Genomic DNA, 25,161 nt, shown 5'->3' on the forward strand with positions numbered 1-25,161 from the left:
GGCCCTGTGCCGGTGATCCCGATACGGTGAAACGCGGCGCCTCATAGGATCGGGATGGCCGGGACAAGCCCGGCCATGAGGGGCGGAGTATTGCTGGATGCTCTATGTAACCTTGCGATCCATAGACTCCCGCACCTCGCTGAGGATCTCGTAGGAGCGCAGGCGCCTGGAATGGTCGTACACCGCGGCCGCGACCATTACCTCGTCGGCGCCGGTCTGCGCGATGAAATTCTCAAGCCCGTCCTGCACGGTCCTGGGCGATCCGACGAAGGAGCAGGACAGCATGTTCATGGCCTGCGCCTTCTCGCTTGGCGTCCAGTAGCTCTCGATATCGTCGATGGGCGGCTGGAGCTTGCCGCGGGTGCCGCGGAAGAGATTGGTGAAGGATTGCTGCGCCGAGGTGAAGAGATGGCGCGCCTCCTCGTCCGTATCGGCGGCGATCACGTTGACACCCACCATGGCATAGGGCCGGTCGAGCTGGGCGGAAGGCTGGAAGCGCTCGCGATAGACCTGCAGCGCCTGCATCAGGGCGCCGGGCGCGAAATGCGACGCGAAGGCATAAGGCAGGCCGAGCATCGCGGCGAGTTGTGCGCCGAAGAGGCTCGAGCCCAGAATCCAGATCGGCACGTTCGAGCCTGCCCCGGGCACCGCCTGGATCACCTGGTCGGGCTGGACGGGCCCGAGGAGCGCCTGCAGTTCGAGGACGTCCTGCGGGAAGGTGTCGGCCGAGGTCGGGTCGCGGCGCAGCGCGCGCAACGTGCGCTGATCGGTGCCGGGAGCGCGGCCGACGCCGAGATCGATGCACCCCGGGAACAGGGCGTCCAGGGTGCCGAACTGCTCGGCGATGACGAGCGGCGAGTGGTTCGGCAGCATGATGCCGCCCGCACCGATGCGCATCGTCCTGGTGCCGCCGGCCACGTGGGCGATCACCACGCTCGTCGCCGCGCTGGCGATGCCGACCATGTTGTGGTGCTCGGCCAGCCAGTAGCGATTATAGCCCCACGTTTCAGCGTGCTGCGCCAGGTCGAGGGTGTTGCGCAAGGCATCGGACGGCGTGAAGCCTTCGGGAACGGGCGCGAGATCGAGAACGGAAAAGGGAGGCATGGACAATCTTTCTGGTGCGGTTCAAAGCCGAACGAGGGTTGCCATGAGATCATCATTCTGAGCCCCGGATGCAACCCGTAAAGCCTCCCGCTCGGGGCACGGCAGCCCTGCAAAGAAAAACCCGGCGCTTTGGACGCCGGGTTTCTCGATGGCTCGATGGAGCAAGGATCAGCCGCGGGTGCGGGCGCGGATCATGTAGGTGTCGAAGGCATACTCGGCCACCTGGAACCAGAGGTATTCCTCGTTGCGGAACGCGCGGAGCGAGTCGATCAGCTTCTTGAAGTCCGCATTCTGAGCGGAAATCTCCGCATAGACCTCGTTGGTCGCCTTGTAGGCGGCGTCGAGGATCTCCTGCGAGAACGGGCGCAGCTGCGCGCCGGCGCCCACGAGGCTGCGGAGCGCAGCCGGGTTCTTGGCGTCGTACTTGGCCAGCATGTCCATGTTGGCGGCCATGCAGCCGGCCTGCAGGATCGCCTGATAGTTCTTCGGCAGGGATTCCCACTTGCCCTTGTTGAACAGGAAGTGGAGCGTCAGGCCGCCCTCCCAGAAGCCCGGATAATAGTAGTACGGGGCGACTTTCTGGAAGCCGAGCTTCTCGTCATCGTAGGGGCCGATCCACTCGGCGGCGTCGATGGTGCCGCGCTCCAGCGACGGATAGATGTCGCCGCCGGCCACCTGCTGTGGAATGACACCGAGCTTCGCCATCACCTGACCGGCGATGCCGGCGATGCGCATCTTGAGGCCCTGGAGATCCTGAACCGTCTTGATCTCCTTGCGGAACCAGCCACCCATCTGGGTGCCCGTGTTGCCGCCGGGAAGGGCGTAGAGATTGTGCTTGGCCATGAACTCGTTCACGAGGCCGATGCCGCCGCCGTGATACTGCCAGGCGTTGAGCTGGCGGGCATTCAGCGTGAACGGCACCGCCGCGGCGGCCGCGAAGGTCGGATCCTTGCCGACATAGTAATAGGCCGCCGTGTGGGCCATCTCGACCGTACCACCGGACACGGCGTCAGCCGCCTGGAAGGTGCCGACGATCTCACCGGCCGAGAACGGCTGGATCTGGAACTTGCCTTCCGTCGCTTCCGACACGTATTTCGCCAGGAAGTCGGCGCCGCCATAAATGGTGTCGAGGGACTTCGGGAAACCCGACGTCAGACGCCAGCGGATTTCGGGATTGGACTGAGCGATGGCGGGCTTGGCGACGGCGCCTGCGGCGAGGCCGGCGCCGGCCGTGGCGAGAAAATTGCGGCGTTTCATATGTGCCTACTCCAGTTCGAGGGCATGTCGCGCTTTGCGGAGGGCTCGGTAACAAGCGATGCATGACCACGAGTAAAGCTAGACGAAAGGCGAAGGTCGCATCGCTCTATCCCGGCAACCGGATGTCCCTGGTCCCTGTTCCTCGGGCCGCTCCGGCGTCAAATCTTTGATATGACGAAGGTGTGGCTCCGGACCATGAACGCGGCTCGGTCGATGCGCCACCGCAACGGCTGAGCGGGCATGATCTCAGCGCACCCCCACCCCGCCACGCTTGCATGGCAAACAGGGGGAAACGTTGCAATCAGGCCCTTTTGCCACCCTGTCACGGCCTGGATCACAATGATATATAGTAGATGAAATTAATCATCCAAGAGATAAATAATCCTCATCAGTAAACAACCAGAATCTTGTAGCATTTACTTACAGAAGCATCAGTATTACGAAAGCATACCTCCAACGAGTCAGCTCGTTACTTACTGTCGACCACAGATTTGCCACAGTTGTTAAATGAGTTTGAGCTGAGCAAGGGGAAGAGCCAATGTGCTCTTATAGGCCGATGAACAAGACGCTTATGTTGCTTGGTGCCTCCATCGTCACGCATGGGATGATGTTCAGCGCTGCGGAGGCCCGGTTGGTCCGTTACGAGATCAACGGAAAACAGTATTCTTACAGCACCAACAATCGCGCCCAGACGGCGGAGGCGAGGAAGCGGATTGCCGCTGCAAAGGCGGCCGAGGCGGCCAAGACAAAGGCCGAGGCGGAAAAGGCCAAGAGCCCTCTCGCGGCGGCTTTCGGTTCAGCCACGCAGAAGGAGGCCAAAGAGGCGGACGAACGGCTTCGGCAAATCCTTTCCGGCCCGACGGAGTACATGGCGGTCTCCCAACCCGTCCGCGACCGCGCCGACGAACCCGCAAAGAAGCCCCAGGACAAGCAAGCGCGCCAGGCGTCCGTCGCCAAGCCGGCGCCGCGGCCCATCGCCGTCGTCCGCGCCCCGGCCAAGCCGATCCTGGCTTCAGCCACGACGGCATCCCTCGTGATCGCCGAGCCGGTCAGCCCCCACCGTGAGGCGAAGGTCAAATCCGTCTCGTTCGACATGCAGACCGGCATCAGGACCACGATCATGGTCGACGGGACGATCGAGGAGGAGCCGTTCGACAGCAGCGCCCTTGCCTTCCTGGCTCCTGAACCGGAAAAGACGAACAGTCTGACGGCCTTCGTGAATCAGCTGCGCAGGATCGCGCCGGAGGAAGCGACGGGCTCGATCAGAACCAGCGTGGCCGAGCCGGAAGACGACTCCCTGATCCGGCATCGTTAGAATGCCCGGGAGGCCGTGAGCCGAAAGAAAACGGCGCCGGTTTCACGGCGCCGTCCCTAAGCTTCCGATGAGCCGGAGCTCTTAGAAGTCCATGCCGCCGGCCGGCATCGCCGGAGCGGTCTCCTTCTTCGGCTTCTCGGCGATCATGGCCTCCGTGGTGATGAGGAGGCCCGCGACGGAAGCGGCGTCCTCAAGGGCGACACGCACGACCTTCGCCGGATCGATGATGCCGAACTTGTAGAGGTCGCCATACTCGCCGGTCTGAGCGTTCCAGCCAGCGGAGTAGTCCTTGGCTTCCGCCACCTTGCCGACGATCACGGAGCCGTCCTCGCCGGCATTGATGGCGATCTGACGAGCCGGGGATTGAAGCGCGCGGCGCACGATCTCGACGCCGGTCTTCTGATCGTCGTTGGCAGGCGTGACGGTCTCGAGAGCCGCCAGGGCACGCAGCAGGGCCACACCGCCGCCGGGCAGGATGCCCTCCTCGACGGCTGCCTTGGTGGCGTGCATGGCATCGTCGACGCGGTCCTTCTTCTCCTTCACCTCGACCTCGGTCGCGCCGCCGACGCGGATCACCGCGACGCCGCCTGCGAGCTTGGCCAGACGCTCCTGGAGCTTCTCACGGTCGTAATCCGAGGTGGTCTCCTCGATCTGCGCCTTGATCTGGCCGACGCGGGCCTCGATGTCGCGCTTGTCGCCGGCGCCATCGACGATGGTGGTGTTCTCCTTCTCGATCACCACCTTCTTGGCGCGGCCGAGCATTTGCAAGGTCACGCTCTCGAGCTTGATACCGAGATCTTCGGACACGACCTGGCCCTTGGTGAGAACCGCGATGTCTTCCAACATGGCCTTGCGGCGGTCACCGAAGCCGGGCGCCTTCACGGCGGCGATCTTCAGGCCGCCACGCAGCTTGTTGACCACGAGGGTGGCGAGAGCCTCGCCTTCCACGTCCTCAGCGATGATGAGGAGCGGCTTGCCGGTCTGAACGACGGCCTCCAAGACAGGCAACATGGCCTGCAGGCCCGAGAGCTTCTTCTCGTGGATGAGGATGTAGGGATCCTCCAGCTCCACGCGCATCTTCTCCGCATTGGTGATGAAGTACGGCGAGAGATAGCCGCGGTCGAACTGCATGCCCTCGACGACTTCGAGTTCGGTCTCCAGGGACTTCGCTTCCTCGACGGTGATGACACCCTCGTTGCCGACCTTCTGCATGGCTTCCGCCAGCATGCGGCCGACCTCGGCATCGCCGTTGGCCGAAATGGTGCCGACCTGGGCGATCTCGTCGTTGGAGGTCACCTTCTTGGCATTCTTCTTGAGGTCCGCCACCACGGCTTCGACGGCCATGTCGATGCCGCGCTTGAGGTCCATGGGGTTCATGCCGGCGGCTACCGCCTTGGCGCCCTCGCGCACGATGGCCTGGGCCAGAACCGTCGCGGTGGTGGTGCCGTCGCCGGCGCGGTCGTTCTGCTTGGACGCGACCTCGCGCACCATCTGGGCGCCCATGTTCTCGAACTTGTCGGAAAGCTCGATCTCCTTGGCGACGGTGACGCCGTCCTTGGTGATGCGCGGCGCGCCGAAGGACTTCTCGATCACCACGTTGCGGCCCTTGGGACCGAGGGTGACCTTCACCGCATCGGCGAGGATGTCGACGCCACGGAGCATCTTGTCGCGNGATCTCCTTGGCGACGGTGACGCCGTCCTTGGTGATGCGCGGCGCGCCGAAGGACTTCTCGATCACCACGTTGCGGCCCTTGGGACCGAGGGTGACCTTCACCGCATCGGCGAGGATGTCGACGCCACGGAGCATCTTGTCGCGGGCGTCCAGGGCAAATTTGACTTCTTTAGCAGCCATAGTTCGTCACTCCTGATGAGACGTAACGATGTGTGACTCTGATTGCGGGATTGGCCTTAGGCGGCCTTCTTCTGGGCGGCGGTCTGCTCCAGCACGCCCATGATGTCGCTCTCCTTCATGATCAGGAGATCCTCGCCATCGATCTTCACTTCCGTGCCGGACCACTTGCCGAAGAGCACGCGGTCGCCGACCCGGACGTCGAGGGGAACGAGCTGGCCCTGCTCGTTGCGTGCGCCGGGACCGACAGCGATCACCTCACCCTGCTGAGGTTTCTCCTTGGCCGTGTCCGGGATGATGATCCCGCCGGCCGTCTTCTCCTCGGCATCGATGCGCTTGACCACGATACGGTCGTGCAAAGGACGGAACTTCATGAAGCTTCCTCCAATGATATCAGTACGTTAACTGCTCACGCGGAGCCTCTCCGGCCTCCGCGGTCGATGATTTGGTTTGGCAAGCTTCACCGTTCAAGAGGGGTGAGAAAAAATTTTGGCACTCGTGGGAACCGAGCGTCAGCTTGGCTACTTCGAGTCCGATTGGACAACCCGCGCGCCGGGCGGCTATGCCCTTTCCCGCCGGGTGCCAAAGGCTCCCAGGGAGATGAAGAATGGTTGTGAAGGACAGCAACGGGATCACCCTCAACGAGGGGGATTCCGTCCAGGTCATCAAGGATCTCAAGGTGAAGGGCTCCTCCACGACCTTGAAACGGGGCACCGTGTTCAAGAACATTCACCTGACGGATTCCGAAGGCGAGATCGAATGCCGGTCGGCTCAGATCAAAGGCCTGGTACTCAAGACCGAGTTCGTGAAGAAGGTCTGATCATCCCCTTCCGCCGGCCCGCTCAATAATGCGGCGGCGGAGGCTCGGGCGCGGACGGCCCGCCTGTGCTGTCCTCGACCTCCTGGACGCGGTCCAGCAGTTCATTGAGCTGGCGCCTGAGGGCGTCGATCTTCTTCCACTGGTCGATGACCGTCTGGTTCAGGTCATCGATCATCTGGTCCTGATAGGCGACGCGCACCTCAAGCGCCTCGACGCGGGCCTCAAGATCACTCATCGGATTGTCCCGTCTCGCCCGCCTGCTCCACGAGCCCGTGACCAAGGGCGACCCGCTCGTCGAAGACGAAACATCCGCCGTTCCAGCGGCTCTCCGTTTCCGAAACCTCTTCCAGGTACTTGAGAATGCCGCCCTTGAGGTGGAAGACCTCCTCGAAACCCTGCGCCAGCATGTACGAGCTGGCCTTCTCGCAGCGAATGCCGCCCGTGCAGAACATGGCAACCTTCCTATGCTGCTTCGGATCGAGCTCGTTCCTCACGAAATCCTTGAACTCGCTGAAGCGCTTAATCCGCGGATCGACCGCCCCTTCGAAGGTCCCCATCTCGACCTCGAAATCGTTGCGGGTATCGAGCAGCACGATACCGGGCTCGTCCAGCAACCTGTTCCATTCGTCCGGGGTCACGTAAGTCCCGACCCGTCGCAGCGGGTCGGTCTGCGGATCGCCGAGGGTCACGATCTCCTTCTTGAGCCGCACCTTCATCCGCTTGAACGGCATCTCGACGGCGGTTGAGAACTTCAGCTCGAGATTGTCGAGACAGCCCTTGAAGAGCGTGCCGTCGCGCAGCTCGACGATCAGCGCATCGATCGCCTCAGGGCTCCCGGCCACCGTCCCGTTGATGCCCTCGTGGGCGAGCAGGAGCGTGCCCCTGATACCGAGATCCAGGCAGATCTTGTGCAGCGGGTCCTTCAGATCCCGGAAGTCCGGCAGCGGGACGAACTGATAGAGGGCGGCAACTTTGTACGTCATGGCGGCTGTTTATCAGGAGGCGGCTTTCAGGAAAACCCGAAGCAGCAATCCTCGGTGTCGCTCCCCCTCCGGCCATGGCCGTCCCCGGACTTGATCCGGGAATCGGTCCCGGCCATCCCGATTCCAAACATCACCCTCGGTGTCATTCCCGGCCGAAGCGCAGCGGAGGGGAAGGGAATCCACGATCAGGCGCCATGCCATGGATCCCCTTCCCGCACTGCGTGCGCCGGGGATGACACCCACCCCGTCATGGCCGGGCCGGTCCCGGCCATCCCGCTTATGTGAAGCGCGGCGCTTTTCCCATCGGGATCACCGGCACAAGGCCGGTGATGACGTCGGAGATTTACATTTTATCATTCAAAGCTTCGGCCAGGGCCGCCTATCCTGGCACATCTCCTCACAGGCATGCGAGAGCCGCAGCACGCCCACATCGTCGAAGCGACGGCCGATGATCTGGAGGCCAACGGGAAGACCAGCCTTCGTGAATCCCGCGTTCACCGAGGCGGCCGGCTGGTCCGACATGTTGAACGCGACCGTGTAGCCGATATGCTCGAACGGCTCCTCCGGATTGTGAATGGGCGATGCCAGTTCCGCCGGATAGGCGACACAAGGAGCCACCGGCGAGATCACGAAGTCGAAGCGATGCGTCGCCGCGACGGCCGCGTGCCGCATCACCATCATCTGGTTCATGCCATGATAGACCTCGGCGCCTGTCAGCGCCTTGCCGCCTTCGGCCCATTGCAGGATGTAGGGCAGGATCTTCGCACGATCCTCGTCGCTCAAGGGAGCGATGTCCATCCACGCCCGCTGGCGCCAGAAATCGTCGAGACCGTCGAGCATCTCGCGGGTGATGAAGGCAGGCACCTCCTCAACGACGGCACCAGCCCCGGCAAAGGCACTCGCGGCGCTTTCCACGACCGCTCGGACCTCCGGGTCGAGGGTCATGCCGATGCCCGCCTGCATCATCACGCCGATCTTCAGGCCCTTGATGTCGATATCGAGATCGAGCCAGGGCAGATCCTGATAGGGCAGGCTCATGGGATCGCGCATATCAGGACGCGTGAGGCTTTTCATCATGAGGGCCGCGTCACGGACCGTGCGGGTCATCGGTCCCGCGACTCGGCCGTAATAGGTCGGATCGATGGGGATGCGGCCAAAGCTCGGCTTCAGGCCGAACACGCCGCACCAGGAGGCCGGCAGGCGGATCGAGCCCCCGATATCGGTGCCGATATGGAACGGCCCATAGCCGGCCGCCGCTGCTGCGCCCGCCCCCGCCGAGCTGCCGCCCGGGTTCTTCGAGAGATCCCACGGATTGCGCGCGAGCGGGTGAAAGCTCGACAATCCGGACGAAAGCATGCCGTAGTCCGGCATGGTGGTCTTGGCGAGAATGACCACGCCATCCTCGCGCAGGCGTGCCGCCGACGGTGCATCCTCGGCAGCCGGGATGAGCGGACGCGCCGCGGTGCCGAGCGGCACCGGCGTTCCCTTGGTGGCGATGTTTTCCTTGATGGTCGCGGGAATGCCGTCGAGCGCCTTCGCCTGCCCGCTCATCCAGCGCTGCTCCGCGGCGCGTGCATCGCGAAGCGCCGCGTCCGGGTCGAAGGCATAGAGCGCCTGGAGCCTCGGCTCATAAGCATCGATGCGTGCAATCACAGCCTTCGTGACTTCGACGGGAGACACCGCCTTGCGGGCATAAGCTTCGAGAAGCTCGGGAGCCGACCAGTCGGCCAAATCCGCCGATGTGCTGCCGTGTGTCTGATGCGAAGATGATTGCGGACTCAATGCGAAATGCTCCTCAAGGGATTCGACTCGCGGCCATGCTGGAGCCTTCCGTGATACGGGTAAACCGGTTTTATCCGTGCTCGCGTGCATAGGCCTATGCCACCAACGCAGAGGCATCGCGTGAAGTCACCCGAAAGAGGCTCCGGCATGATACTCTTTGGAGGCATGTCCGTCGGATCATGGCACAAAGCCGGGGCTCCCTCGTTCCCAGTAGGCGATGAGCTGTTGCCCCGACCCAACCCCTGCAGCAAAGGCCACGTCAGCGAGTGCGAAACGCCTGTTCATAAAGGCATACGGAGATTGCACACTCCGGATTTGTGAAACTATCATCCTGTCGAGGTGCCCGGCTTCTTTCTCGAGGATCTGCAACGCAGTGATACCCTACCATGAAGAATGGTAAGAAGGCCGCCGTTCACCAGAGAAACCAGCTCCTCGCTGCTCTGGAGCCAGATGATTACTCGTGGCTCGAACCTCATCTCGAAGTCGTGGATCTGCCTCGGGGCAAGGTCATCTACCAGACCGGCGAGCCGATCCGGTACACTTACTTCCCCCATGATGCCGTCGTTTCCCTGGTCACCGTTCTGCAGAATGGTGGCTCGGTCGAAATGGCGGTGTTCGGCAGGGAATCCGTGTTCGGATTCGTGAGTGCCCTCGTCACTCGCCAGTCCTTTGGACGTTATGTCACCCAGATTTCTGGCACGGCATCACGTGTTGTTCTGGACCGCCTGAGCGAGGCCATCGACAAGCGCCCGAAGATCCGCCGTGTGCTTTTCCGATATACGGAAGCTCTTTTGGCTCAGACGCTCCAGACCGTCGCATGCAATGCTGTCCATACCGTGGAAGCCCGGTGCTGCCGCGCCATCCTGAGCACCCGCGACCGAACCGACAAGGACGACATCCCCCTCACACACGAAATCCTGGCCGAGATGCTCGGGGTTCAGCGCTCGACGGTGAGCAGCGTCACGAGCGCGCTTCAGCGGATCGGTCTGATCAGCCAAGGCCGTGGAACCATCAGAATTACCGATCGCGCCGGGCTCGAGGAAACGGCATGCGAATGCTATCACGCGATCCGCCGGAGCTTCGAGAGGCTCTTGCCGGAAGGCTCCAGGGAGGCCGAACCGAGCGCGCGCCCCCGCCTCGTACGGGCAAAGCATCGAAACACGGCGAGTTGATAGGAGAGAAAGATTTCTTCTCGTTCTGTCGGGTTCCCAACAGACGGGGTACTCCTACCTTAGTATTGTGGGGACTTATTAACGCAAAGTTAATATGAGGGACGAGATGAGCGATACTAAGTTTCATAACAATGAATCGAACAATGGGGCTCTCCTTCCTAGAATGTATTCACCCACCTTTCAGCCGTTGCTTCAGTCTCTCCTCGCGACTCTCGCCGACATCGATTTCGACTACGAGCAGGAGCGCGAGAAGCTGAGCATCAACTCACCGGATACCAACATCAAGATCCGCGCTCTCGAGAAGTTGAAAGCTCGCCACTATGAGCGCCGGCAGCCTTACATCCAGCAACTCGCCATCCTGCAGAAACGCATGATGGAATTAAGAGCATAGTCAAACGTCTCCCTGTTCGGCGCGCATCAAACGCCGGGCGTTAAGCCCGGGAACAACATTCTCTGGGGGCATAAGCACTCAACGGTCAGGTCAGATGAGTGCGTTCACAAGACCTGAGCACATACCAACTGCTCACGAGGGATTGTCGACAATGACTGAGGAAGAAATCGAGATCGTTGCGGAGGAACTGGCCAAGATCGGTGGTGTGACTTGGTATCCGGGTCGGGAAAAGGGAACCCTGATGAGGGTTGTCTGCGACCGTTACCGCGACAGGGCCAAGGTGGCGATCGAAGCACTCGAGCGTTACCGGGCGGGTCAACAAGCCGCTCTCGCGCAAGACAACAGACAGGTCGGCAGGGTACCAGAGAGCAATCGGGCGCAGGCCCTGACTCATGACGGGATCAGACCCGGAACGACCGTCATTTACCGTCCTCCGGGGGATCGCAGGGCGTATTCTTGCCGGGTCGTCGAGATCGAAGGCAATCGTGCGTATCTTGCCCCCATCCTCAGGGCCTGCACAGACTGGGTGTCCATCGAGCACCTCGTCCCGATGCAGGAGCCCGATAAGGCGGCGGCGCACGATTAGAGCATCTTCGAATAGTGCCAGGGCGGCCCGACAGGGCCGCCCTCGCTTTGTCGGACAGAACCTATCCCTTACTGGGTCAGCTTGCTGTACGTGCCGCCCTTCCAGACGTTGATGTTGTATTTCGGGTCCCTGACATCGCCCTTCTCGTCGAAGGTGACCGGCCCGAGGACGGTCTCGACAGACGAGCTGCGCAGGGTCTTCGCCACGGCTTTCGGATCGGCGCTCCCGGCCTTGCCGATCCCCCCGGCGATCGCCTGAACGGTTGCGTAGGAGAACAGGGTGAAGCCTTCCGGCACGAAGCCGATCTGCTGGAACTGGGCCAGTGCTTCCTTGGCCGCCTCGCTGTCGCGACCGTCCGGCGGGAAGGTGAACAGGGTTCCGTCAGCCGCGGGACCTGCCACGGCCCCGAATTCAGGCGTCGCGATACTGTCGCCCATCATCAGCTGGAACTTGTAGTTCTGATCGGCGGCCTGACGCATGATGAGGCCGGCTTCGGTGTGGTAACCGCCGAAATAGAGAAACTCGACGCCCTGGCTCTTGAGCCGGTTGACCACGGCTTTATAATCCTTTTCACCGGGGTTGATGCCCTCGTAGAGCACTTCCTTGACGCCGGCGCCGTTGAGGGAGGCCTTCACCACATCCGCAAGACCTTTTCCGTAGGCGCTCTTGTCGTGAAGGATGGCAATCTTCTTGGTTCCGTAATTCTGCTTGATCCATGGCCCGATGAATTTGCCCTGGGCGTCGTCGCGGCCATACAGGCGCATGATCGTCGACCAGCCTTGCTCGGCCGCCTTTTCGGTCATGGCGGGATTGCTGGAAGCCGGGCTCATCATCAGAACGTCCGCCTCCGCATAAACCTCGGAGGCCGGGATCGACGAACCGGAGCAAGCATGACCGTCGACGAACTTGATGCCCTCGGCGATGATGCGGTTGGCAATGGCGACGGCCTGCTTGGGATCGCAGGCATCGTCATAGATGACGACCTTGATGTTCTTCCCGTTCACGCCGCCGCTCTTGTTGATGGCCTGTGCCGCCAGTTCGGCGCCGTTCTTGAGCTGCTCGCCGATGGTGGCCACTGCACCGGTCATCGGACCGGCCACGGCAATGGTGATATCCTCCGCGCGAGCGAGCCCGGTTCCGGCCAGCAAGGCCAGGACGGACAGATGACAGGCGAATTTTCTTTTCATGGCGGTGCCTCCTTCATGCTTCTCCGTTTCAGGCTGATTGCCGCCGGAAACGATCGAGCTTGAAACGAGAGATGTCGTTGGCAGGCGTTTTTCCAAGGGCAAGGTCCGCCAGCACCTCTCCGATCACGCTGGCGAACTTGAACCCATGCCCCGAACAGGGCGAGGCCAGGATGATCCGCGGATCCGCCGATGACCGGTCAAGCACGAAGTCTTCGTCTGGTGTCCGGGTGTACATGCAGGTCCGCATGGCCTTCAGGGGTCCGTTGGCCTCCGGCATCGCGAGGGCGAGCATGCGCCGGATCTGCGCTTCGTCGGCAGCCCCGCCGTCTTGTGTCAGGTCGTCGGCCGACGGGAGATAGGCGCCCTTGCGGTGGGAGGCCGTCTTGACGCCCGTACCGGCGAAATCCGGAAAACCGTAGCAGGCATCGTCCTCGGATTCGAGAATGTAGACCGGGCAGCGATCCGGGGAGAAATAGGCTGGCTGCAGAGGCTCGAACCAGCCGAGCACCTGACGCGTCAGCTTGAGATTGGGCTTCAGCTCGGGCGCAAAATCGCCGATCCAGGCACCCGTCGCGATGATCACGGCCCCGGCTTCGATCTCGCCGTCATCCGTTGATACACGCACGCCCGAGCCGCGCGGCTCGATGGCCGCGACACGAGTCCGTGTCCGAACGTCGGCCCCATGGCTTTCCGCCAGCCGGACGAATTGCCGGATGGCCAGCTCCGGACGCAGGAACCCGCCGTCCGGCTGATACAATCCGCTCCAGTGGGACGGGAGCCTGAAAGCGGGAAAGCGCCGATTGATCTCGGCAGCGCCGAGGACTTCATGGTCGAGACCATGCTGCCGGGACGCCTCGAGGGATCCCGCGACGATGGGGCTGCCGGGACAGCCTGCCTCGAGAACACCGGTCACGGTGAGGATCGTCTGGCCGCAGAGCCCCTCCAGCTCGCGCCACTTCTCCATCGCCCGGCGGGCCAGCGGCACATAGGACGGGTGCTCGAAATAGGAGAGACGGATGATCCGGCTCTCGCCATGTGAAGAGCCCTTGTCATGTCCCGGCTCGAACTGTTCGATGCCGATCACGCGCAGTCCCTGACGAGCAAGATTGAAGAGGGCAGCGCTCCCCATGGCGCCGAGCCCGATCACCGCCACATCGAACGTCGTCATCGACCGAACCTTTCAAGATCGTACCAAATGCGGGCGCCTACATTCCGCGGTGGGCAACGGTTCGTCAATCCGGGCTTCTGCGGGCCGGCCCGAGCCTGTGGCAGGGGCCTTGAGCAAAAGCCCCGCAGGAATCTGCGGGGCCGATGAGTTCATCCTATATGATGAAAAAGTCTTTCTCGCTGATGGACGCCTTGTTGCTGAACTTGGCGATCTCGACGGCGGCGGCTCTGCCGGCTCCGTCCTTGTCATAGGAGAGGACACCCGTCTTCTTGTCGTAGACGAGATAATCGTTCTTGTCCTTGGCATGGCTTCCGATCGTGAAGAATGCCTTGGCAAGCTTGAGGGGCTTGTCCGGAGTGCCCTTCTTGATCGCGCTATAGAACGACTTGTTCGACTTGAACAAGGCATTGTCGAGCGCGATCTTGTCCTGCCCTGACTTGAAGTCCTTCACGGTGTCGGTGTTGGTTTTGCTCAACGTCGTATCGAACACGAACCAGTCCTTGCCGGTGCCACCGGTCAGGATGTCCTTTCCGGACTTGCCGTAGATCGTGTCGTTTCCGGCACCGCCATTCATCGTGTTCCTGGACGAGGTTCCAAGCAGAACGTTGTCGAACGCATTGCCGTTGAGAACAGGGACATTGCCGACCGCATAGACGGTATCGATGCCGGAATTCGATCCGAGCGTGAAGCTGGCGCTCGCATAGACCACATCGGTGCCGCCGGTGTCGACGATGACATCGTTGGCGTTGTCGACGTAATAGACGTCGTTTCCGCCGCCGCCCTGCATCACGCTGCCGCGACCCTTGCTGCTGAGGACGTTGCTGCCTTCATTGCCGATCAGGGTTGTGGTGTACTCGTTCCCCGTCAGGTTGATCGAAGCATGGCCATCCGCGGCTCGCAGGATCTCCACGGCACTCATGCCGATGTCATAGCTCACGCTCGTGATGACCGTGTCCGTACCGGCGTAGTACGACTGCTCACGAGCTTCGTCATTGGCGCTGTCGACGTAATAGACGTCGCTGCCCTCTCCACCCTGCATATGGTCCGTGCCTGCACCGGCATCCAAGGTGTCATCGCCTCCGGAACCGTAGAGCGAGTCGCTGCCGAGGCCGCCCGCGATGTAATTCGCCTGTCCGTCGCCGGACAGCGAGTCGTTATAGTTGGAGCCAATGACGTTCTCGAAGTTCACCCATGTGTCGCTTTGCGAGTCGTTGACCCCGCCTCCGCCGGCGCCGAGGCTGACGGACACTCCCTGGCCCGACAGGGCATAGGACACGGTGTCTACGCCAGCACCGCCATCCATGGCCTCCTGACCCGATCCGCCGATGATCGTGTCGTTGCCGGCGCCGCCGAGAAGCTTGTGTTTCTCGCCATTGCCGATGATCAGATCGTTATGGGCCGTGCCGATGATGCCTTCGATCGAACTGTAGACATCGCCCTTCGCTTCGCCGGTGCTGAGCCCCGTGTCGCGCAGGTTCAGGGTCAGCCCGATCGAGGAACCGGCGTAGGATGCATAGTCCCAGTAGGTGCTTCCAGAACCGCCGTTCAGAACGTCAGCGCCTTCTCCGCCGACGAGGGTGTCGTCATTGTTGTCGCCGCCGTTGAGAACGTCGTTGCCGGCGCCCCCATCGAGATAGTCCTTGCCGTCTCCGCCGTTGATCGTGTCATCGCCGCCGTGGCCGTAGATGACGTCGGCGAAGTCGACAGAAGCGTCGTTGTGCCCATTCAGCGTTTCACTGGTGTCATCGCCGTGAATGACATCGGGCTGAATTGCTGCCAAGGCCGACAAGCCGTTTGAATTGTCGAGATACTGAGGTTGTTCAGACAAAGTTTCGTCCACTTCGAACATGCGTTGTTTAGGTTTGTTTGCTCAGGCCTAAGCTCGGCCGTTTACGCATGTGCAAAGAGGCTGTGCAAGTTTGCAAAGCCGGAGGGGCATTCTATTGAGAAGGATCGCTGCAGGCAGTTTGCTAGTCTTTGCAAGAGCTTGACATTGCATGCCGGGCAGACATGTCCGTTCCGGACCGTGCGCAGCCACACAGAACACGGAATATCGTTCTGCAGCGTATAGTTGACTTGCTTCACGGCCGGCTACCTGGATGCGGCATCCTCTGACACACAATGACGCGAGAAGCCCCCCTGCCCTTGCTGATTCATGCCGGCCTGGAAGGGTTTGGCGGGCCGCTGTGAGACCGTCGATCCTGGAACCCTTTCGACGCGGCTGCGGTTCTCGTTCATTGAAGGAGGAGGAACACATGAGCCGAGGGTTTCCATCCATGACAGCCCTGTTGGGGCTTCTTGCCGTCGCCGGCTATCAGAACAGGGATAAGATTGCCGAGATGCTCGGTGGTCTCACATCCAACTCAGGTGGCACACCGGGTGGTGCACCGGGTGGTCCGGGACAGCAACAAGGCGGCCTAGCCGGTGCAGGTGGCCTTGGCGGCTTGGGCGGTTTGCTGGGCGGGCTTGGTGGACAAAACCCAGGCGGCCTGCTGAGCGGCGGCCTGGGTGAGCTGGTCGACAGCTTCCGCCAGAATGGCCAGGGCGATATCGCCGAGTCCTGGGTTGGCACCGGCCCGAACAAGGAGGTCGCTCCACAGCAATTGGAGCAGGCGATCGGGCCGGATGTGTTGGCCGCCCTGGCGCAACAGACCGGGCTGTCGCGGGAGGAGATCGTTGCGCGCCTGTCGAGAGAGCTCCCGCAGGCCGTCGATCAATACACACCCGAAGGGCGGATCCCCAGCGCCTGATATCATTAATTGATCGATCATTCGGGAGGCGAGCGCCGCCGGTTGGTTCGGCGGCGCTCAAGAGCCTGGATCGCAGCAGAGCGTTTCGGCTTTCCTGCACGGACCGGCACTTTCTCGCCTTGACCTACCTCCCGCCTTCATCGTCCCGTTCCCGGAAGCCTCTGATCAGGCAGCCTTCGATCGCTCTCGCTTGTGTGCCGGTACTAGGCTAGGATTCGATACTGGATGTGCTCCTTCGGAGCGGGACGGCGGCTATGCTCTGGGCGAAGAAGGCCATCGGCCCTACCGAATGGGGGCCGACTCAGGATCAGTTCGAAGAACTATTCGTCAAGCTCGGAGGCCCGAAGCAGATGATGCTTGCTGCCGCGTCCGACCCAGCATCCGGCCAATCCATCTTCCTCATGAGCCTTCCCAACACGACGTTCCTCGGCTTCTTTTCAGGCTTCGAATGCGTGACCGAGGACGCGCTCCCCTCGGAGGCTGCACTGCTCGTCGGCCATAACGACGAACTGCTCAAACACTTCAGATATCCGGCACGGAGGCCGCTGCCTTAGGCCAAACGGCTCTTATCCCCGAACTTTCCCATCTGAAGCAAACTTCCGGCAAGCTTGGGCATTGGGTTGCCACAATTCGCTGCCAATGGCCGGCATCTTCGAGCCTTTGCAGGGGAGAGCATTGTGACCGCAGCCCACGATTTCGACGAGATGGTGGATCTTCTTGCATTGAGCCGGCCATTCGAGCGGTCGGCGGGCATGAACATGGCCTGCAAGATCGCGACCTTACCGCTTCGGGAGGCCATCACCCTGGTCGTCGAAGATTGGGCCGACGACAAGTTCAGGCAGCTGAGTGCCGTCATCGTCAGGCAGTCGGCTCCCGCCATCCGCAGCTTCGACGAGATCCGGTATCTCTACGAGAAGGCCGAGATCGCGCCGGCGACATGAGCGGAGCGGGGCAGCGCCCCCTCAGGATTCATGTTGCCCTGCATTTGGGCTCGAAGGCTCATATTTCACCACCCACCCCCCTTCCCTGCCAGGCTGGCAACCGCTTTGATGGGCCCAATTCAGCAACCACTCGGGGGACGAGGTGGAACTCAACGAAGCAAAGTGCTCATGCCCAAAGTGGTTTCCGGTCTTCCTTTCCGGCATCGGGCTTGCGAGCCTCGCCCTCTCCCACCTGTTCTGGTGAACCCCGCCCTCCAAGCGCCCGAGGGCGGCTTTTCCTTCTGCGGCTGATGCGATCGGACGATTTTGGACCTTGACGAAAAGACCCTGTTCGCGTCTATTGCGCCACCTGCGAAGCGGGATCCCAGATCCGGCCTTTTCGCCTGGAGACGTGGCCGAGCGGCTGAAGGCACTCGTTTGCTAAATGAGCATACCCCAAAAGGGTATCGAGGGTTCGAATCCCTCCGTCTCCGCCATTTCTAAGTCCTTGATTTTACTGGATTTGAGAGTGCGCATCAGGCGCATTCGTCAGAGGCTGCCGCGGAAGGTCTGGCCAATGGCTGGACAGATGCCTGTGAGCGCCCGTACTGCACCAAGAAGTGCTCCGATGCGTGTTTTAACTCCGCTTCATTCACATCCGTGCCGGTCCTGACGCTCATTTCTGAGCGTCTGCCCCGCCTGCTTCTCCCTGGAGCCTCTCATCGTACCACTCGGCCAGGTCGGCGGCGAAATCCTCATCCTGATCCAGGCGCACCAGGAAGGCCGAGGCGAGGAAGTAGTGGAACGGAATGTCGGAATGCTCATCGTCGAGTATGGCGTCGACTTCAGGACTGGCGAAAAGCTGGCGGCTGATCTGCCCATCCTCCATGCCCAGGACGACAGCAACCTGTCCAGGCTCCAAGGTGATCGTGGTCTTCTGGTCCTTGCTGTCGGTCATGCTGACGGCTCCCTGGTGACGGCGCTCGGCCACACCCACTCAATTCTGTGGAAGTGAGCACGTTCCCCGTGGCGGGCATCAGCCTGCTTCGGACCTGACGCCGCTCATGCGGCCGCGGGTCGCCCAAAACGGAATGGAAAAAGGGGAACATCGCCACTCCATCCAGGTTGGCTCAGTCCGATCACAACTCCGTGGAGAAGCCAGAAGGCACAGAACGCAGGCGCCAATCAGGGTGGAGTCAACAAGACCCAGGACAAGAGCGCGGACAGCAAGCGTCGGCAGGACAACGAAACCGGAGACGGCAACACGGAAGCGAAGCCGCTTGATCCTGGGACCGGAACAGACGGCCGGGCGCCGAGCGACATGTCCGGCGGCCGGAGCTAGGACGCGTTCAAAATTTGATGATCACTGCAGACCAAAGGAGATGTCATGGCCAAGAAAGCTCGCATGAGGCCGTCCTGGAAGAAGGCAAGGCGGATCAAAAGTCAGCCTTCAGGATCACGCGCTGAGAAAGTCACTCAGAAGCGCAGCTAGAGGCAGATCATGACCAGCAGAAACCACAACAACCGCAGCGAGAAGCAGAAGGGGCACGCGCCCGACCGAAGCGACGAGGCTGTTCCGAAGGGCCACAGCAAGGATGCCGGGCATCATCCGCATCATGGCGATGGCGGCGGTGGCGTTCCCAAGGCGCAAGGCCAAGGCCAGGCGAACGAAGGGGTGGACAACCGCAAGCAGAACCGCGGTCACGGCTAGCAAACGTTTCGGTGGCGTGGCCATTCGGGCCCGCGGATACCTCCCCTGTCAGGCCTAGCCTCCGGCCATATCAGCCTGAGATCATGGAGCCCGGATCTTGAGGCTCAGAGCGGGGGGCGAGCCTTCTGCGCGGCTCGCTCCACCGCGTTGGCGACAGCGTCAGGAGCCAAGTGATGGACCATGTGTCCGAGTCCCGGGAGCGCGATGAACTCGCTCTGCGGCAGCTCCCGATGCAGGCGCTCCGATTGACGGCCCACATCGGCAATCTGATCGTCGGCGCCTGTGATGATCGTGATCGGCATCTTGAGTTCGCTGTAGTGATGATGCAGCTCCATCACTGATGGGGTCATGAGGGCTGCATCCTCTGCCGCGGCGCGAAGCTGCGACGGTCGCAGCATCATCTTCTTCGGGAACAGGCGATCGAACCGCTCCGGCACCTCCGCTGGCGCGAACATTTGTTTGATCAGGCCCGGCAGCATCGCGCGGGCGACCAGGGGAGAGATGGTGTGGCGCATGGCGTCGCCGATCACGGGAACAGCCGGCGGGGAGAACAGAAACGTGTCGGCCCGCAAGGTCGGGTAGTAGTACCCTGAGGCAAGCACGAGGCTGCCCACGAGCGCTGGATACTCCACGGCGAGGGCGACCGCAACCAGGGTGCCCCACGAGTGCCCCAGGATGACCGCTTGTTCAACGCCGAGCTGCTTCAAGGCACGCCGGAAGAGCTTCGCGTGGGCCCGTGGGGTCCAGAGCTGGCGAGGTCTGCTGCTGTAGCCATAACCAGGACGATCAATCACGATCACCCTGTAGCGGGACGCCAGNGCTTGTTCAACGCCGAGCTGCTTCAAGGCACGCCGGAAGAGCTTCGCGTGGGCCCGTGGGGTCCAGAGCTGGCGAGGTCTGCTGCTGTAGCCATAACCAGGACGATCAATCACGATCACCCTGTAGCGGGACGCCAGCCGGTCCACGAGGCCGCTGACGGTAAAGTCCTGGATCATGGTGCCGTTGCCATGGATCAGCACGACAGGCTCGCCCTCGCCGCGCTCGATGTAGTGCAGGCGCACGCCATCAACATCGAGAAACCGGCCCATCGGCGGCGTCTTGCGCTCGGCAGCCCCGGCTCTCTGTCGATTGTACAGAACAGCTGCGCCAAGCGCTGCGGCCGAGCCTGCCAGGACCGGTGCAAGCCAGCGCCAATGGCTCGAATGAGAGCTCTGCTTAGGACGAGGCGTGCCGCCCGACCTAGCAGTCTTCTGCCTGTGGCGACGGGTGTTGCCCTGTTGCTGTTCGGCAAAATAAGGGGCCGCGCCTGCCGCGGTGCGCGGGCTCTCATCGACGTTCGTCTTCATGCGAGACATGCGCACTCTCCATTGGTGATGATCGTGGGGAACGCCCGAGAAGCAAGTCGGTTGCTGCAGCGCACAAATCCAATGCACACGCCCGTTCCAACAAACGACTTCATGTGCGCAGCTTCGATGGACCGAGGCGGAGCCTTTCCAGTGTAGGCATGTTGTCAGGGGTTATGCAGCAGCCCGGTTTGGCCCCGGCTGATTACCAGGGGCCCATGTCGAACCAGGATCTACATCTCACACTCCTTGAGTCGGAATTCGGCCGGGTGCTCGATCAGCACTCGAAGGACTCACGTGGAAAAGTCGTCCATAAGGGCCATGGGGCGAGTGGGTTACGGCTACGAGACCGGGGACGCGACCGCCGCTTCCGCCAACTGCTCGATGCCCTGCCTGCGGCGGTATACACAACGGACGCAGGCGGACGCATCACCTTCTACAACGAAGCCGCTGCCGCGTTGTGGGGCTGTCGGCCCGAACTCGGCAAGAGCGAGTGGTGCGGGTCCTGGCGGCTCTTCTGGCCGGACGGAACTCCTCTGCCACACGATCAATGCCCGATGGCGATCGCCCTCAAGGAGGATCGCGCAATCAGAGGTGCGGAAGCCATTGCCGAGCGCCCGGATGGCACCAGGGTCCCGTTCATTCCGTTTCCAACCCCGCTGCACGACGCGTCAGGCGCGCTTGTCGGCGCAGTCAATATGCTGGTGGACATTACCGACAGAAAGCGCGCGGAGAATCAGCAGGAGCTGCTGGTGCGTGAGTTGCACCACCGGGTCAAGAACATGCTCGCGACCGTTCAGGCCATCATGAGTTCGACCGCTCGCGCGTCAACATCGATCGAGGAGTTCCAGCAGGCTTTCACGGGCAGGATCATGGCACTGGCGCGGACTCATTCGCACCTCGCGGAAGACGAGTGGCAGGCAATCTCCATTCGAGATCTTCTATGCAATGAGCTGGAGCCCTACGATGACGGCTTCCCTGGCCGGGTGCTCCTCGACGGCCCGGCTGTTGATCTCCCTTCAGCCACCGCCATACCACTCGGAATGGCCATCCATGAGCTGACGACGAACGCCGTTAAGTATGGAGCCCTGTCGGCGCCTGGCGCGTCCGTCGTGGTTTCATGGGCTCTCGAGGAGGAGCAGGGCCGGCGCGAACTCACCATCGAGTGGGTTGAGCGGAACGGTCCGGTCCTCAGTCCGCCAGGCCGGAGGGGCGTCGGCTCCCAACTCCTCGAACGCGTCCTGAGCAGTCAGATCGGTGCGCGTGCCATGATCTCCTACCAACCGGAAGGGCTGCGGGCGCACCTGGCGGTCCCCCTTCCGTGTCGCGTGTCTGCCCCCGATCCCATGGATAGTCGCACCCGACTTTAGGACCCACGGCAAGCTGTCATCGATCTCGCGCATGTTCAGACCTGCGGCAGCGGGTGAATGGGACGAGCCTGATAAAGTCTGAGAGCATTCGTGCTCCGCCAGATACAGTCCTGTCTTCGAATTACGTCGGAGACAGGCAAGATCTGTCCAAATCAAGTGCGAAGACACGCAGCACTTGTTATCAACCGGGAAAGAGTCTATATAGTTTTATCGGATTTTGGCCGGACAATCGGGTCGTTTCGCTTTTGGTTCTGCCAGGCGCACGTTCGGACTCTCTTACCATTACATCGACGAACCGAGTTGAGGCCGCGCTTCTGCGCGCCTGTGCTCACGTGCACTTCCAGCCTAACCTAAGGATCTTCCCATGATTACGGGCACCGTGAAATTCTACAACGACATGAAGGGCTTCGGCTTCATCCAGCCCAGCGACGGCAGCAAGGACGTGTTCGTCCACGCCACCGCGCTCGAGCGCGCCGGCATGCGCGGCCTCGTCGAAGGCCAGAAGGTCTCCTTCGACACCGCCGAAGACCGCCGCTCCGGCAAGGTCGCCGTCAACAACATCGAGACGGCATAAGCAGCGATGATCGGCTCAGGACATCAGCCTGCGCCGCCCAAGCCGCAAAGCCGCTCCCCCGTGGGGCGGCTTTTTTGTTGCTTACCGCCCCGGCGGTCATCCGCCCTGCCCGTAAGAGCTGAGCGTCAGGAGAACCCGATGTCGCACAAGTACAAGGTCCATCAGCTGGTCCGCATCACCCACCCGACCTTCTCCGACAAGCGGGCGACGGCCAGCGGCATCTACGAGGTGACGCGCCTCATGCCGGCCGATCAGACCGGCGAGGTGTCGTACCGGATCAGGTCGTCCGGCTTCGGCGAGCGGGCCGTGCGCGAAAGCCAGATCGCCGCCCGGGCGTCGGATCTTTGACCAGCGGCGCGGCCTTCTTTGACGGATCGCAGGTCTACGATCCCGTCGCGCTGCTGCGCCACGACCACCAAACCCTCTACGTCGCCCGCATCGGCAGAAAGACATCACGGCAATTTATGATCCTCACGGCAACGGGAGAGCCTGCATGGCCGCACGAACCGCTCGGCAGCCTCTCCGATGTCGCCTGGGCGCTTCGAGCACACGAGTGGCACCTCGTCACGCCCGAGCCTATGGGCGAGAGTACGCAGCAGGCCAGGATGTTGGCCCGGTTGCTCGCCGAGCGGGCTTAACCGGCGCCTCGCGCACGGAGGCGAATAACAGATGAGTCCGACGGCGCGGTCGGTGGTACATTCGTTTCCGGACTCGCAAGAAATCCGCAGAGAGGAACTGCAGCATGGTTGATGATCCGACCAATCTCGACGCACATCGCGGCATGGCGGCTCAGAAGGCCACCGACCTTCGCCGTCTGCGGTCCGAGGTCGAAGCCGATCAAGCGGCGCTGCACGCAAGGCAAGCGAAGCTTGAGGATCTGCTCGCGGCAGCGCCTGCCACCGATTGGCCGGAAGCCGTCGAGAAGGCACGCTACCTGCTGGGTCTGTTCACACAGAGTTTGGACGCAGCCGATCTGCGCCGCCGCAAGCTGATCGACCGGGTGCTGGCGGACTTCGATCATCTGCTCGACAAGCCGACCCACGACTGAGACGATCTTTCTCCCAGACCTCACTGACAATGGAGACCATCGATGGCCAGAGGCGAACAACGCGGCAATCGCGAGGCAAAGAAGCCGAAGAAGGAAAAGCCGAAGCCCGCCGTGGCGGCTTCATCCTTTGCGAACCAGAGCAAAGGCAGTGCCCCCGCGAAACCGCCCGGTGGTAAGCGATAGCATCTCCGTAGGTGACCCGGATGCATCCTGGTCGACCCATCAGGCGCGGCGGCATCCTGCACGCGGAGTTGTGTGATGCGCTGATCGGCCCAGGAGCACGGGTGCGGTTTGCAACCGCATCAGCTTTGAGAGGCAACCGGCTGCTTCATTTGCGATCTTCAGACAGCCGACAGACAACCGGAGAACACCATGCCTGAGGCACATCGACTTTCACGTTTCCTGATCTCTTCGTCAGCAGAGGGCGACCCGCAGCTCATCATCGAGCTTGAGGACGGCTCAAGGCTGGCCGTGACGGCAAGCTTTGAACAGATTGAGGATATGGCAGATGTCCTGGATGAAATCCTGGACGCTGCGGACCTCGAAGAGGAAGACGATACAGAGCGATTGCCGGCCTTCGTGCGAAGGGACAGCTCCACTCCTTGATGCCGGTAGGCTGGCGCCTCGTGGCGGCAGTTACAGTATCGAGGATGGCGACGGAACGTGGAAAACCGGGGAGGAAAGCTGATGCATAAGGGACTTTTCGAGGACTGCGAGGGACCCATTCGAGGTCTGCGTCTGCCACTCAACGCCTGGAACGTGCTGGATCGAGAAAACATTACGACGCTCGCTCAACTCACCGCCATTGCCGACCGGGTCGAGCGGCTTCCAGGCATTGGCGCAAAGACTGCCCTGGCGATCAGAGGCGAGCTTGCGCGTATTGCTCTTCGTGACGCTCAGTCTCCTTGATTGCCGGTCAGCTTTTGTCAGCTCCACGCAATACTTTCTGAGGCACTGATAACGCTCCTCCTGATGCCTTGCATTCCCGCCATTCGTACGCCTTCAGTCCGTTTCCGATGATGGGAGATCGTCAATCCAGGGGGCGATTTCGGCCAACCTTGCCGATGCACGGACGGAGGCCCGCGATGCCAAACGGGGCTTCTCGGCAATCCTGTAGATCACATGGATCGTGGGATGTGCATGCATCCCGGCAGCCCCACGAAGGTCAGCGCCCCAGGATGTACAAGCGCACATCCATCGGGCGACGCCGGCTCGCTGCCTATGTGCGTCATGAATACTGGATTGAGACTGGAACTTGCCATGGACAAGCTCCGTCGTGCAGCGGGGCCACGGCACAGCCCGCGTAGCGTGAGCCTGGGCCTCGGATCAATCGTTGTCCGGGGCTCGATCCGGCGACGGAATATCGCGGTCGCCATAGCCGCGCCGCCCGTCGAGCTTTACCTTCGGGATCGGAGCAGGACGATCCTCCAGCATCCTTACGGCTTTCCAGACCGAATTCACGACGCGTTGCGTGAGGCTGAGATGGCTTTTGCTCATAACTCGTTCTCTTTCGTCGATCACCCCTGTGCGGACGCCGTCATTCCGCCTCAGCTTTGCCGCTTGCTTTTGGGTCAACGGCTTCTGAAAACCCAACCGTCAGAACATGTTGGTTTGCTCTGTCCATGATCTCGACATGCCAGCTTCGCCGGTCCTCGCCCTTCTGCCCGCCCTCTTGGAGCAGATCGCGCGCCTTGGCGATGGCGCCGTCCCGCGCCGCATGAAGATCAGGATAAGTGTCTCCTTCGGGATCCTCCAGGAGATCGCTCCCAGTCCGAACGTTGAAGTAGTATAGAGCCGTTTCCAGCTTAGGCGCAGGCACGGAAGAAGGCTC

The 25,161-nt window shown here is 61.8% G+C and carries 30 protein-coding genes and 1 tRNA gene; 17 read left to right on the top strand and 14 right to left on the bottom strand.

The window, feature by feature from the left end:
- Positions 1-102: 102 nt before the first annotated feature.
- Both KHP60_RS10665 and KHP60_RS10670 read right to left on the bottom strand, forming a co-directional pair.
- On the bottom strand, positions 103-1,104 hold the full coding sequence (locus KHP60_RS10665; RefSeq protein WP_213563877.1) for an LLM class flavin-dependent oxidoreductase: 1,002 nt from the start codon (positions 1,102-1,104) through the stop codon (positions 103-105).
- A 168-nt stretch (positions 1,105-1,272) separates the two neighbouring features.
- Complete coding sequence (locus KHP60_RS10670) at positions 1,273-2,361, bottom strand: TRAP transporter substrate-binding protein (protein ID WP_213563878.1); 1,089 nt, start codon at positions 2,359-2,361, stop codon at positions 1,273-1,275.
- A 571-nt stretch (positions 2,362-2,932) separates the two neighbouring features.
- Here KHP60_RS10670 and KHP60_RS10675 point away from each other — a divergent pair.
- On the top strand, positions 2,933-3,676 hold the full coding sequence (locus KHP60_RS10675; RefSeq protein WP_213563879.1) for a hypothetical protein: 744 nt from the start codon (positions 2,933-2,935) through the stop codon (positions 3,674-3,676).
- Between the two features lie 81 nt (positions 3,677-3,757).
- Here KHP60_RS10675 and groL read toward each other — a convergent pair whose 3' ends face one another.
- Together groL and groES are read right to left on the bottom strand one after the other, a co-directional pair.
- The gene (gene groL, locus KHP60_RS10680) at positions 3,758-5,338 is read right to left on the bottom strand and encodes a chaperonin GroEL (protein ID WP_213563880.1); all 1,581 of its coding nucleotides are present in this window, start codon (positions 5,336-5,338) and stop codon (positions 3,758-3,760) included.
- A 246-nt stretch (positions 5,339-5,584) separates the two neighbouring features.
- Positions 5,585-5,899, bottom strand: coding sequence for a co-chaperone GroES (gene groES / locus KHP60_RS10690; RefSeq protein ID WP_213563881.1), 315 nt, complete (start codon positions 5,897-5,899; stop codon positions 5,585-5,587).
- Positions 5,900-6,132: 233 nt separating this feature from the next.
- Between groES and KHP60_RS10695 the strand changes: the two genes are divergently transcribed.
- On the top strand, positions 6,133-6,345 hold the full coding sequence (locus tag KHP60_RS10695; protein WP_213563882.1) for an alkylphosphonate utilization protein: 213 nt from the start codon (positions 6,133-6,135) through the stop codon (positions 6,343-6,345).
- A gap of 22 nt (positions 6,346-6,367) precedes the next feature.
- Here the strand turns inward: KHP60_RS10695 and KHP60_RS10700 are convergent, their stop codons facing one another.
- From KHP60_RS10700 to KHP60_RS10710, 3 genes are all read right to left on the bottom strand, one after another.
- Positions 6,368-6,580 carry a SlyX family protein gene (locus KHP60_RS10700; RefSeq protein ID WP_213563883.1) on the bottom strand — a complete coding sequence of 71 codons (213 nt, stop codon included), beginning with the start codon at positions 6,578-6,580 and terminating at the stop codon, positions 6,368-6,370.
- A complete protein-coding gene (locus tag KHP60_RS10705) occupies positions 6,573-7,328 on the bottom strand; it encodes a rhodanese-related sulfurtransferase (RefSeq protein ID WP_213563884.1) in 756 nt (251 codons plus the stop codon). The genes KHP60_RS10700 and KHP60_RS10705 overlap by 8 nt, the downstream gene beginning before the upstream one ends.
- 357 nt (positions 7,329-7,685) lie before the next feature.
- Positions 7,686-9,059, bottom strand: coding sequence for an amidase (locus tag KHP60_RS10710; protein WP_249688683.1), 1,374 nt, complete (start codon positions 9,057-9,059; stop codon positions 7,686-7,688).
- A 437-nt stretch (positions 9,060-9,496) separates the two neighbouring features.
- Between KHP60_RS10710 and KHP60_RS10715 the strand changes: the two genes are divergently transcribed.
- The 3 genes from KHP60_RS10715 (at position 9,497) to KHP60_RS10725 (ending at position 11,259) form a co-directional block, all read left to right on the top strand.
- Positions 9,497-10,282 carry a Crp/Fnr family transcriptional regulator gene (locus tag KHP60_RS10715; protein WP_213563886.1) on the top strand — a complete coding sequence of 262 codons (786 nt, stop codon included), beginning with the start codon at positions 9,497-9,499 and terminating at the stop codon, positions 10,280-10,282.
- Between the two features lie 106 nt (positions 10,283-10,388).
- Entirely contained in the window at positions 10,389-10,673 is a 285-nt protein-coding gene (locus KHP60_RS10720) for a hypothetical protein (protein ID WP_213563887.1), read from the top strand.
- 151 nt (positions 10,674-10,824) lie between these two features.
- Complete coding sequence (locus KHP60_RS10725; RefSeq protein ID WP_213563888.1) at positions 10,825-11,259, top strand: hypothetical protein; 435 nt, start codon at positions 10,825-10,827, stop codon at positions 11,257-11,259.
- Between the two features lie 68 nt (positions 11,260-11,327).
- On the opposite strand, the gene KHP60_RS10730 is transcribed toward KHP60_RS10725, so the two are convergent.
- From KHP60_RS10730 to KHP60_RS10740, 3 genes are all read right to left on the bottom strand, one after another.
- Positions 11,328-12,446, bottom strand: coding sequence for a branched-chain amino acid ABC transporter substrate-binding protein (locus tag KHP60_RS10730; RefSeq protein WP_213563889.1), 1,119 nt, complete (start codon positions 12,444-12,446; stop codon positions 11,328-11,330).
- Positions 12,447-12,474: 28 nt separating this feature from the next.
- Complete coding sequence (gene solA, locus KHP60_RS10735) at positions 12,475-13,614, bottom strand: N-methyl-L-tryptophan oxidase (RefSeq protein ID WP_213563890.1); 1,140 nt, start codon at positions 13,612-13,614, stop codon at positions 12,475-12,477.
- 154 nt (positions 13,615-13,768) lie between these two features.
- Positions 13,769-15,442, bottom strand: coding sequence for a calcium-binding protein (locus KHP60_RS10740; protein ID WP_283770693.1), 1,674 nt, complete (start codon positions 15,440-15,442; stop codon positions 13,769-13,771).
- A 427-nt stretch (positions 15,443-15,869) separates the two neighbouring features.
- On the opposite strand from KHP60_RS10740, the gene KHP60_RS10745 reads away from it, so the two are divergent.
- The 4 genes from KHP60_RS10745 to KHP60_RS10760 all read left to right on the top strand — a co-directional run bounded on the left by KHP60_RS10745 (position 15,870) and on the right by KHP60_RS10760 (position 17,781).
- Complete coding sequence (locus KHP60_RS10745) at positions 15,870-16,364, top strand: YidB family protein (protein ID WP_213563892.1); 495 nt, start codon at positions 15,870-15,872, stop codon at positions 16,362-16,364.
- Positions 16,365-16,618: 254 nt separating this feature from the next.
- Entirely contained in the window at positions 16,619-16,918 is a 300-nt protein-coding gene (locus tag KHP60_RS10750; protein WP_213563893.1) for a hypothetical protein, read from the top strand.
- A gap of 123 nt (positions 16,919-17,041) precedes the next feature.
- Positions 17,042-17,305 (top strand): hypothetical protein, encoded by a 264-nt coding sequence (locus KHP60_RS10755; RefSeq protein ID WP_311924894.1) that lies wholly within the window; start codon positions 17,042-17,044, stop codon positions 17,303-17,305.
- A 385-nt stretch (positions 17,306-17,690) separates the two neighbouring features.
- Positions 17,691-17,781 (top strand) — tRNA-Ser (locus KHP60_RS10760).
- Positions 17,782-17,960: 179 nt separating this feature from the next.
- On the opposite strand, the gene KHP60_RS10765 is transcribed toward KHP60_RS10760, so the two are convergent.
- Entirely contained in the window at positions 17,961-18,242 is a 282-nt protein-coding gene (locus KHP60_RS10765) for a hypothetical protein (RefSeq protein WP_213563895.1), read from the bottom strand.
- 543 nt (positions 18,243-18,785) lie between these two features.
- Between KHP60_RS10765 and KHP60_RS10770 the strand changes: the two genes are divergently transcribed.
- Positions 18,786-18,995: a hypothetical protein gene (locus tag KHP60_RS10770; protein WP_213563896.1), complete on the top strand. Its 210-nt coding sequence runs from the start codon at positions 18,786-18,788 to the stop codon at positions 18,993-18,995.
- A gap of 104 nt (positions 18,996-19,099) precedes the next feature.
- On the opposite strand, the gene KHP60_RS10775 is transcribed toward KHP60_RS10770, so the two are convergent.
- Positions 19,100-20,350, bottom strand: coding sequence for an alpha/beta fold hydrolase (locus tag KHP60_RS10775; RefSeq protein ID WP_249688684.1), 1,251 nt, complete (start codon positions 20,348-20,350; stop codon positions 19,100-19,102).
- A gap of 206 nt (positions 20,351-20,556) precedes the next feature.
- Between KHP60_RS10775 and KHP60_RS10780 the strand changes: the two genes are divergently transcribed.
- From KHP60_RS10780 to KHP60_RS10810, 7 genes are all read left to right on the top strand, one after another.
- On the top strand, positions 20,557-21,708 hold the full coding sequence (locus KHP60_RS10780; protein WP_213563897.1) for a sensor histidine kinase: 1,152 nt from the start codon (positions 20,557-20,559) through the stop codon (positions 21,706-21,708).
- A gap of 364 nt (positions 21,709-22,072) precedes the next feature.
- Positions 22,073-22,282 carry a cold-shock protein gene (locus KHP60_RS10785; RefSeq protein WP_213563898.1) on the top strand — a complete coding sequence of 70 codons (210 nt, stop codon included), beginning with the start codon at positions 22,073-22,075 and terminating at the stop codon, positions 22,280-22,282.
- A gap of 138 nt (positions 22,283-22,420) precedes the next feature.
- Positions 22,421-22,630 (top strand): hypothetical protein, encoded by a 210-nt coding sequence (locus KHP60_RS10790; RefSeq protein WP_213563899.1) that lies wholly within the window; start codon positions 22,421-22,423, stop codon positions 22,628-22,630.
- Entirely contained in the window at positions 22,627-22,920 is a 294-nt protein-coding gene (locus KHP60_RS10795) for a hypothetical protein (RefSeq protein WP_213563900.1), read from the top strand. Before KHP60_RS10790 ends, KHP60_RS10795 begins: the two co-directional genes overlap by 4 nt.
- Before the next feature lie 104 nt (positions 22,921-23,024).
- Positions 23,025-23,330: a hypothetical protein gene (locus tag KHP60_RS10800; RefSeq protein ID WP_213563901.1), complete on the top strand. Its 306-nt coding sequence runs from the start codon at positions 23,025-23,027 to the stop codon at positions 23,328-23,330.
- A 372-nt stretch (positions 23,331-23,702) separates the two neighbouring features.
- On the top strand, positions 23,703-23,936 hold the full coding sequence (locus KHP60_RS10805; protein ID WP_213563902.1) for a hypothetical protein: 234 nt from the start codon (positions 23,703-23,705) through the stop codon (positions 23,934-23,936).
- A gap of 81 nt (positions 23,937-24,017) precedes the next feature.
- Positions 24,018-24,239, top strand: a complete 222-nt coding sequence (locus KHP60_RS10810) for a hypothetical protein (protein ID WP_213563903.1) — start codon at positions 24,018-24,020, stop codon at positions 24,237-24,239.
- 417 nt (positions 24,240-24,656) lie between these two features.
- On the opposite strand, the gene KHP60_RS10815 is transcribed toward KHP60_RS10810, so the two are convergent.
- Together KHP60_RS10815 and KHP60_RS10820 are read right to left on the bottom strand one after the other, a co-directional pair.
- Complete coding sequence (locus KHP60_RS10815; protein WP_213563904.1) at positions 24,657-24,827, bottom strand: hypothetical protein; 171 nt, start codon at positions 24,825-24,827, stop codon at positions 24,657-24,659.
- A gap of 40 nt (positions 24,828-24,867) precedes the next feature.
- Positions 24,868-25,149: a DUF6894 family protein gene (locus tag KHP60_RS10820; protein ID WP_213563905.1), complete on the bottom strand. Its 282-nt coding sequence runs from the start codon at positions 25,147-25,149 to the stop codon at positions 24,868-24,870.
- Positions 25,150-25,161 lie beyond the last annotated feature (12 nt).

Source organism: Microvirga sp. 3-52 (assembly GCF_018383585.1).
GTDB lineage: Bacteria > Pseudomonadota > Alphaproteobacteria > Rhizobiales > Beijerinckiaceae > Microvirga.

Coding starts and splice junctions, on each gene's coding strand:
- KHP60_RS10665 (WP_213563877.1), bottom strand. CDS start 1,104: ATGCCTCCCTTTTCCGTTCTCGATCTCGCGCCCGTTCCCGAAGGCTTC.
- KHP60_RS10670 (WP_213563878.1), bottom strand. CDS start 2,361: ATGAAACGCCGCAATTTTCTCGCCACGGCCGGCGCCGGCCTCGCCGCA.
- KHP60_RS10675 (WP_213563879.1), top strand. CDS start 2,933: ATGTTGCTTGGTGCCTCCATCGTCACGCATGGGATGATGTTCAGCGCT.
- groL (WP_213563880.1), bottom strand. CDS start 5,338: ATGCTCCGTGGCGTCGACATCCTCGCCGATGCGGTGAAGGTCACCCTC.
- groES (WP_213563881.1), bottom strand. CDS start 5,899: ATGAAGTTCCGTCCTTTGCACGACCGTATCGTGGTCAAGCGCATCGAT.
- KHP60_RS10695 (WP_213563882.1), top strand. CDS start 6,133: ATGGTTGTGAAGGACAGCAACGGGATCACCCTCAACGAGGGGGATTCC.
- KHP60_RS10700 (WP_213563883.1), bottom strand. CDS start 6,580: ATGAGTGATCTTGAGGCCCGCGTCGAGGCGCTTGAGGTGCGCGTCGCC.
- KHP60_RS10705 (WP_213563884.1), bottom strand. CDS start 7,328: ATGACGTACAAAGTTGCCGCCCTCTATCAGTTCGTCCCGCTGCCGGAC.
- KHP60_RS10715 (WP_213563886.1), top strand. CDS start 9,497: ATGAAGAATGGTAAGAAGGCCGCCGTTCACCAGAGAAACCAGCTCCTC.
- KHP60_RS10720 (WP_213563887.1), top strand. CDS start 10,389: ATGAGCGATACTAAGTTTCATAACAATGAATCGAACAATGGGGCTCTC.
- KHP60_RS10725 (WP_213563888.1), top strand. CDS start 10,825: ATGACTGAGGAAGAAATCGAGATCGTTGCGGAGGAACTGGCCAAGATC.
- KHP60_RS10730 (WP_213563889.1), bottom strand. CDS start 12,446: ATGAAAAGAAAATTCGCCTGTCATCTGTCCGTCCTGGCCTTGCTGGCC.
- solA (WP_213563890.1), bottom strand. CDS start 13,614: ATGACGACGTTCGATGTGGCGGTGATCGGGCTCGGCGCCATGGGGAGC.
- KHP60_RS10745 (WP_213563892.1), top strand. CDS start 15,870: ATGAGCCGAGGGTTTCCATCCATGACAGCCCTGTTGGGGCTTCTTGCC.
- KHP60_RS10750 (WP_213563893.1), top strand. CDS start 16,619: ATGCTCTGGGCGAAGAAGGCCATCGGCCCTACCGAATGGGGGCCGACT.
- KHP60_RS10765 (WP_213563895.1), bottom strand. CDS start 18,242: ATGACCGACAGCAAGGACCAGAAGACCACGATCACCTTGGAGCCTGGA.
- KHP60_RS10770 (WP_213563896.1), top strand. CDS start 18,786: ATGACCAGCAGAAACCACAACAACCGCAGCGAGAAGCAGAAGGGGCAC.
- KHP60_RS10780 (WP_213563897.1), top strand. CDS start 20,557: ATGTCGAACCAGGATCTACATCTCACACTCCTTGAGTCGGAATTCGGC.
- KHP60_RS10785 (WP_213563898.1), top strand. CDS start 22,073: ATGATTACGGGCACCGTGAAATTCTACAACGACATGAAGGGCTTCGGC.
- KHP60_RS10790 (WP_213563899.1), top strand. CDS start 22,421: ATGTCGCACAAGTACAAGGTCCATCAGCTGGTCCGCATCACCCACCCG.
- KHP60_RS10800 (WP_213563901.1), top strand. CDS start 23,025: ATGGTTGATGATCCGACCAATCTCGACGCACATCGCGGCATGGCGGCT.
- KHP60_RS10805 (WP_213563902.1), top strand. CDS start 23,703: ATGCCTGAGGCACATCGACTTTCACGTTTCCTGATCTCTTCGTCAGCA.
- KHP60_RS10810 (WP_213563903.1), top strand. CDS start 24,018: ATGCATAAGGGACTTTTCGAGGACTGCGAGGGACCCATTCGAGGTCTG.
- KHP60_RS10815 (WP_213563904.1), bottom strand. CDS start 24,827: ATGAGCAAAAGCCATCTCAGCCTCACGCAACGCGTCGTGAATTCGGTC.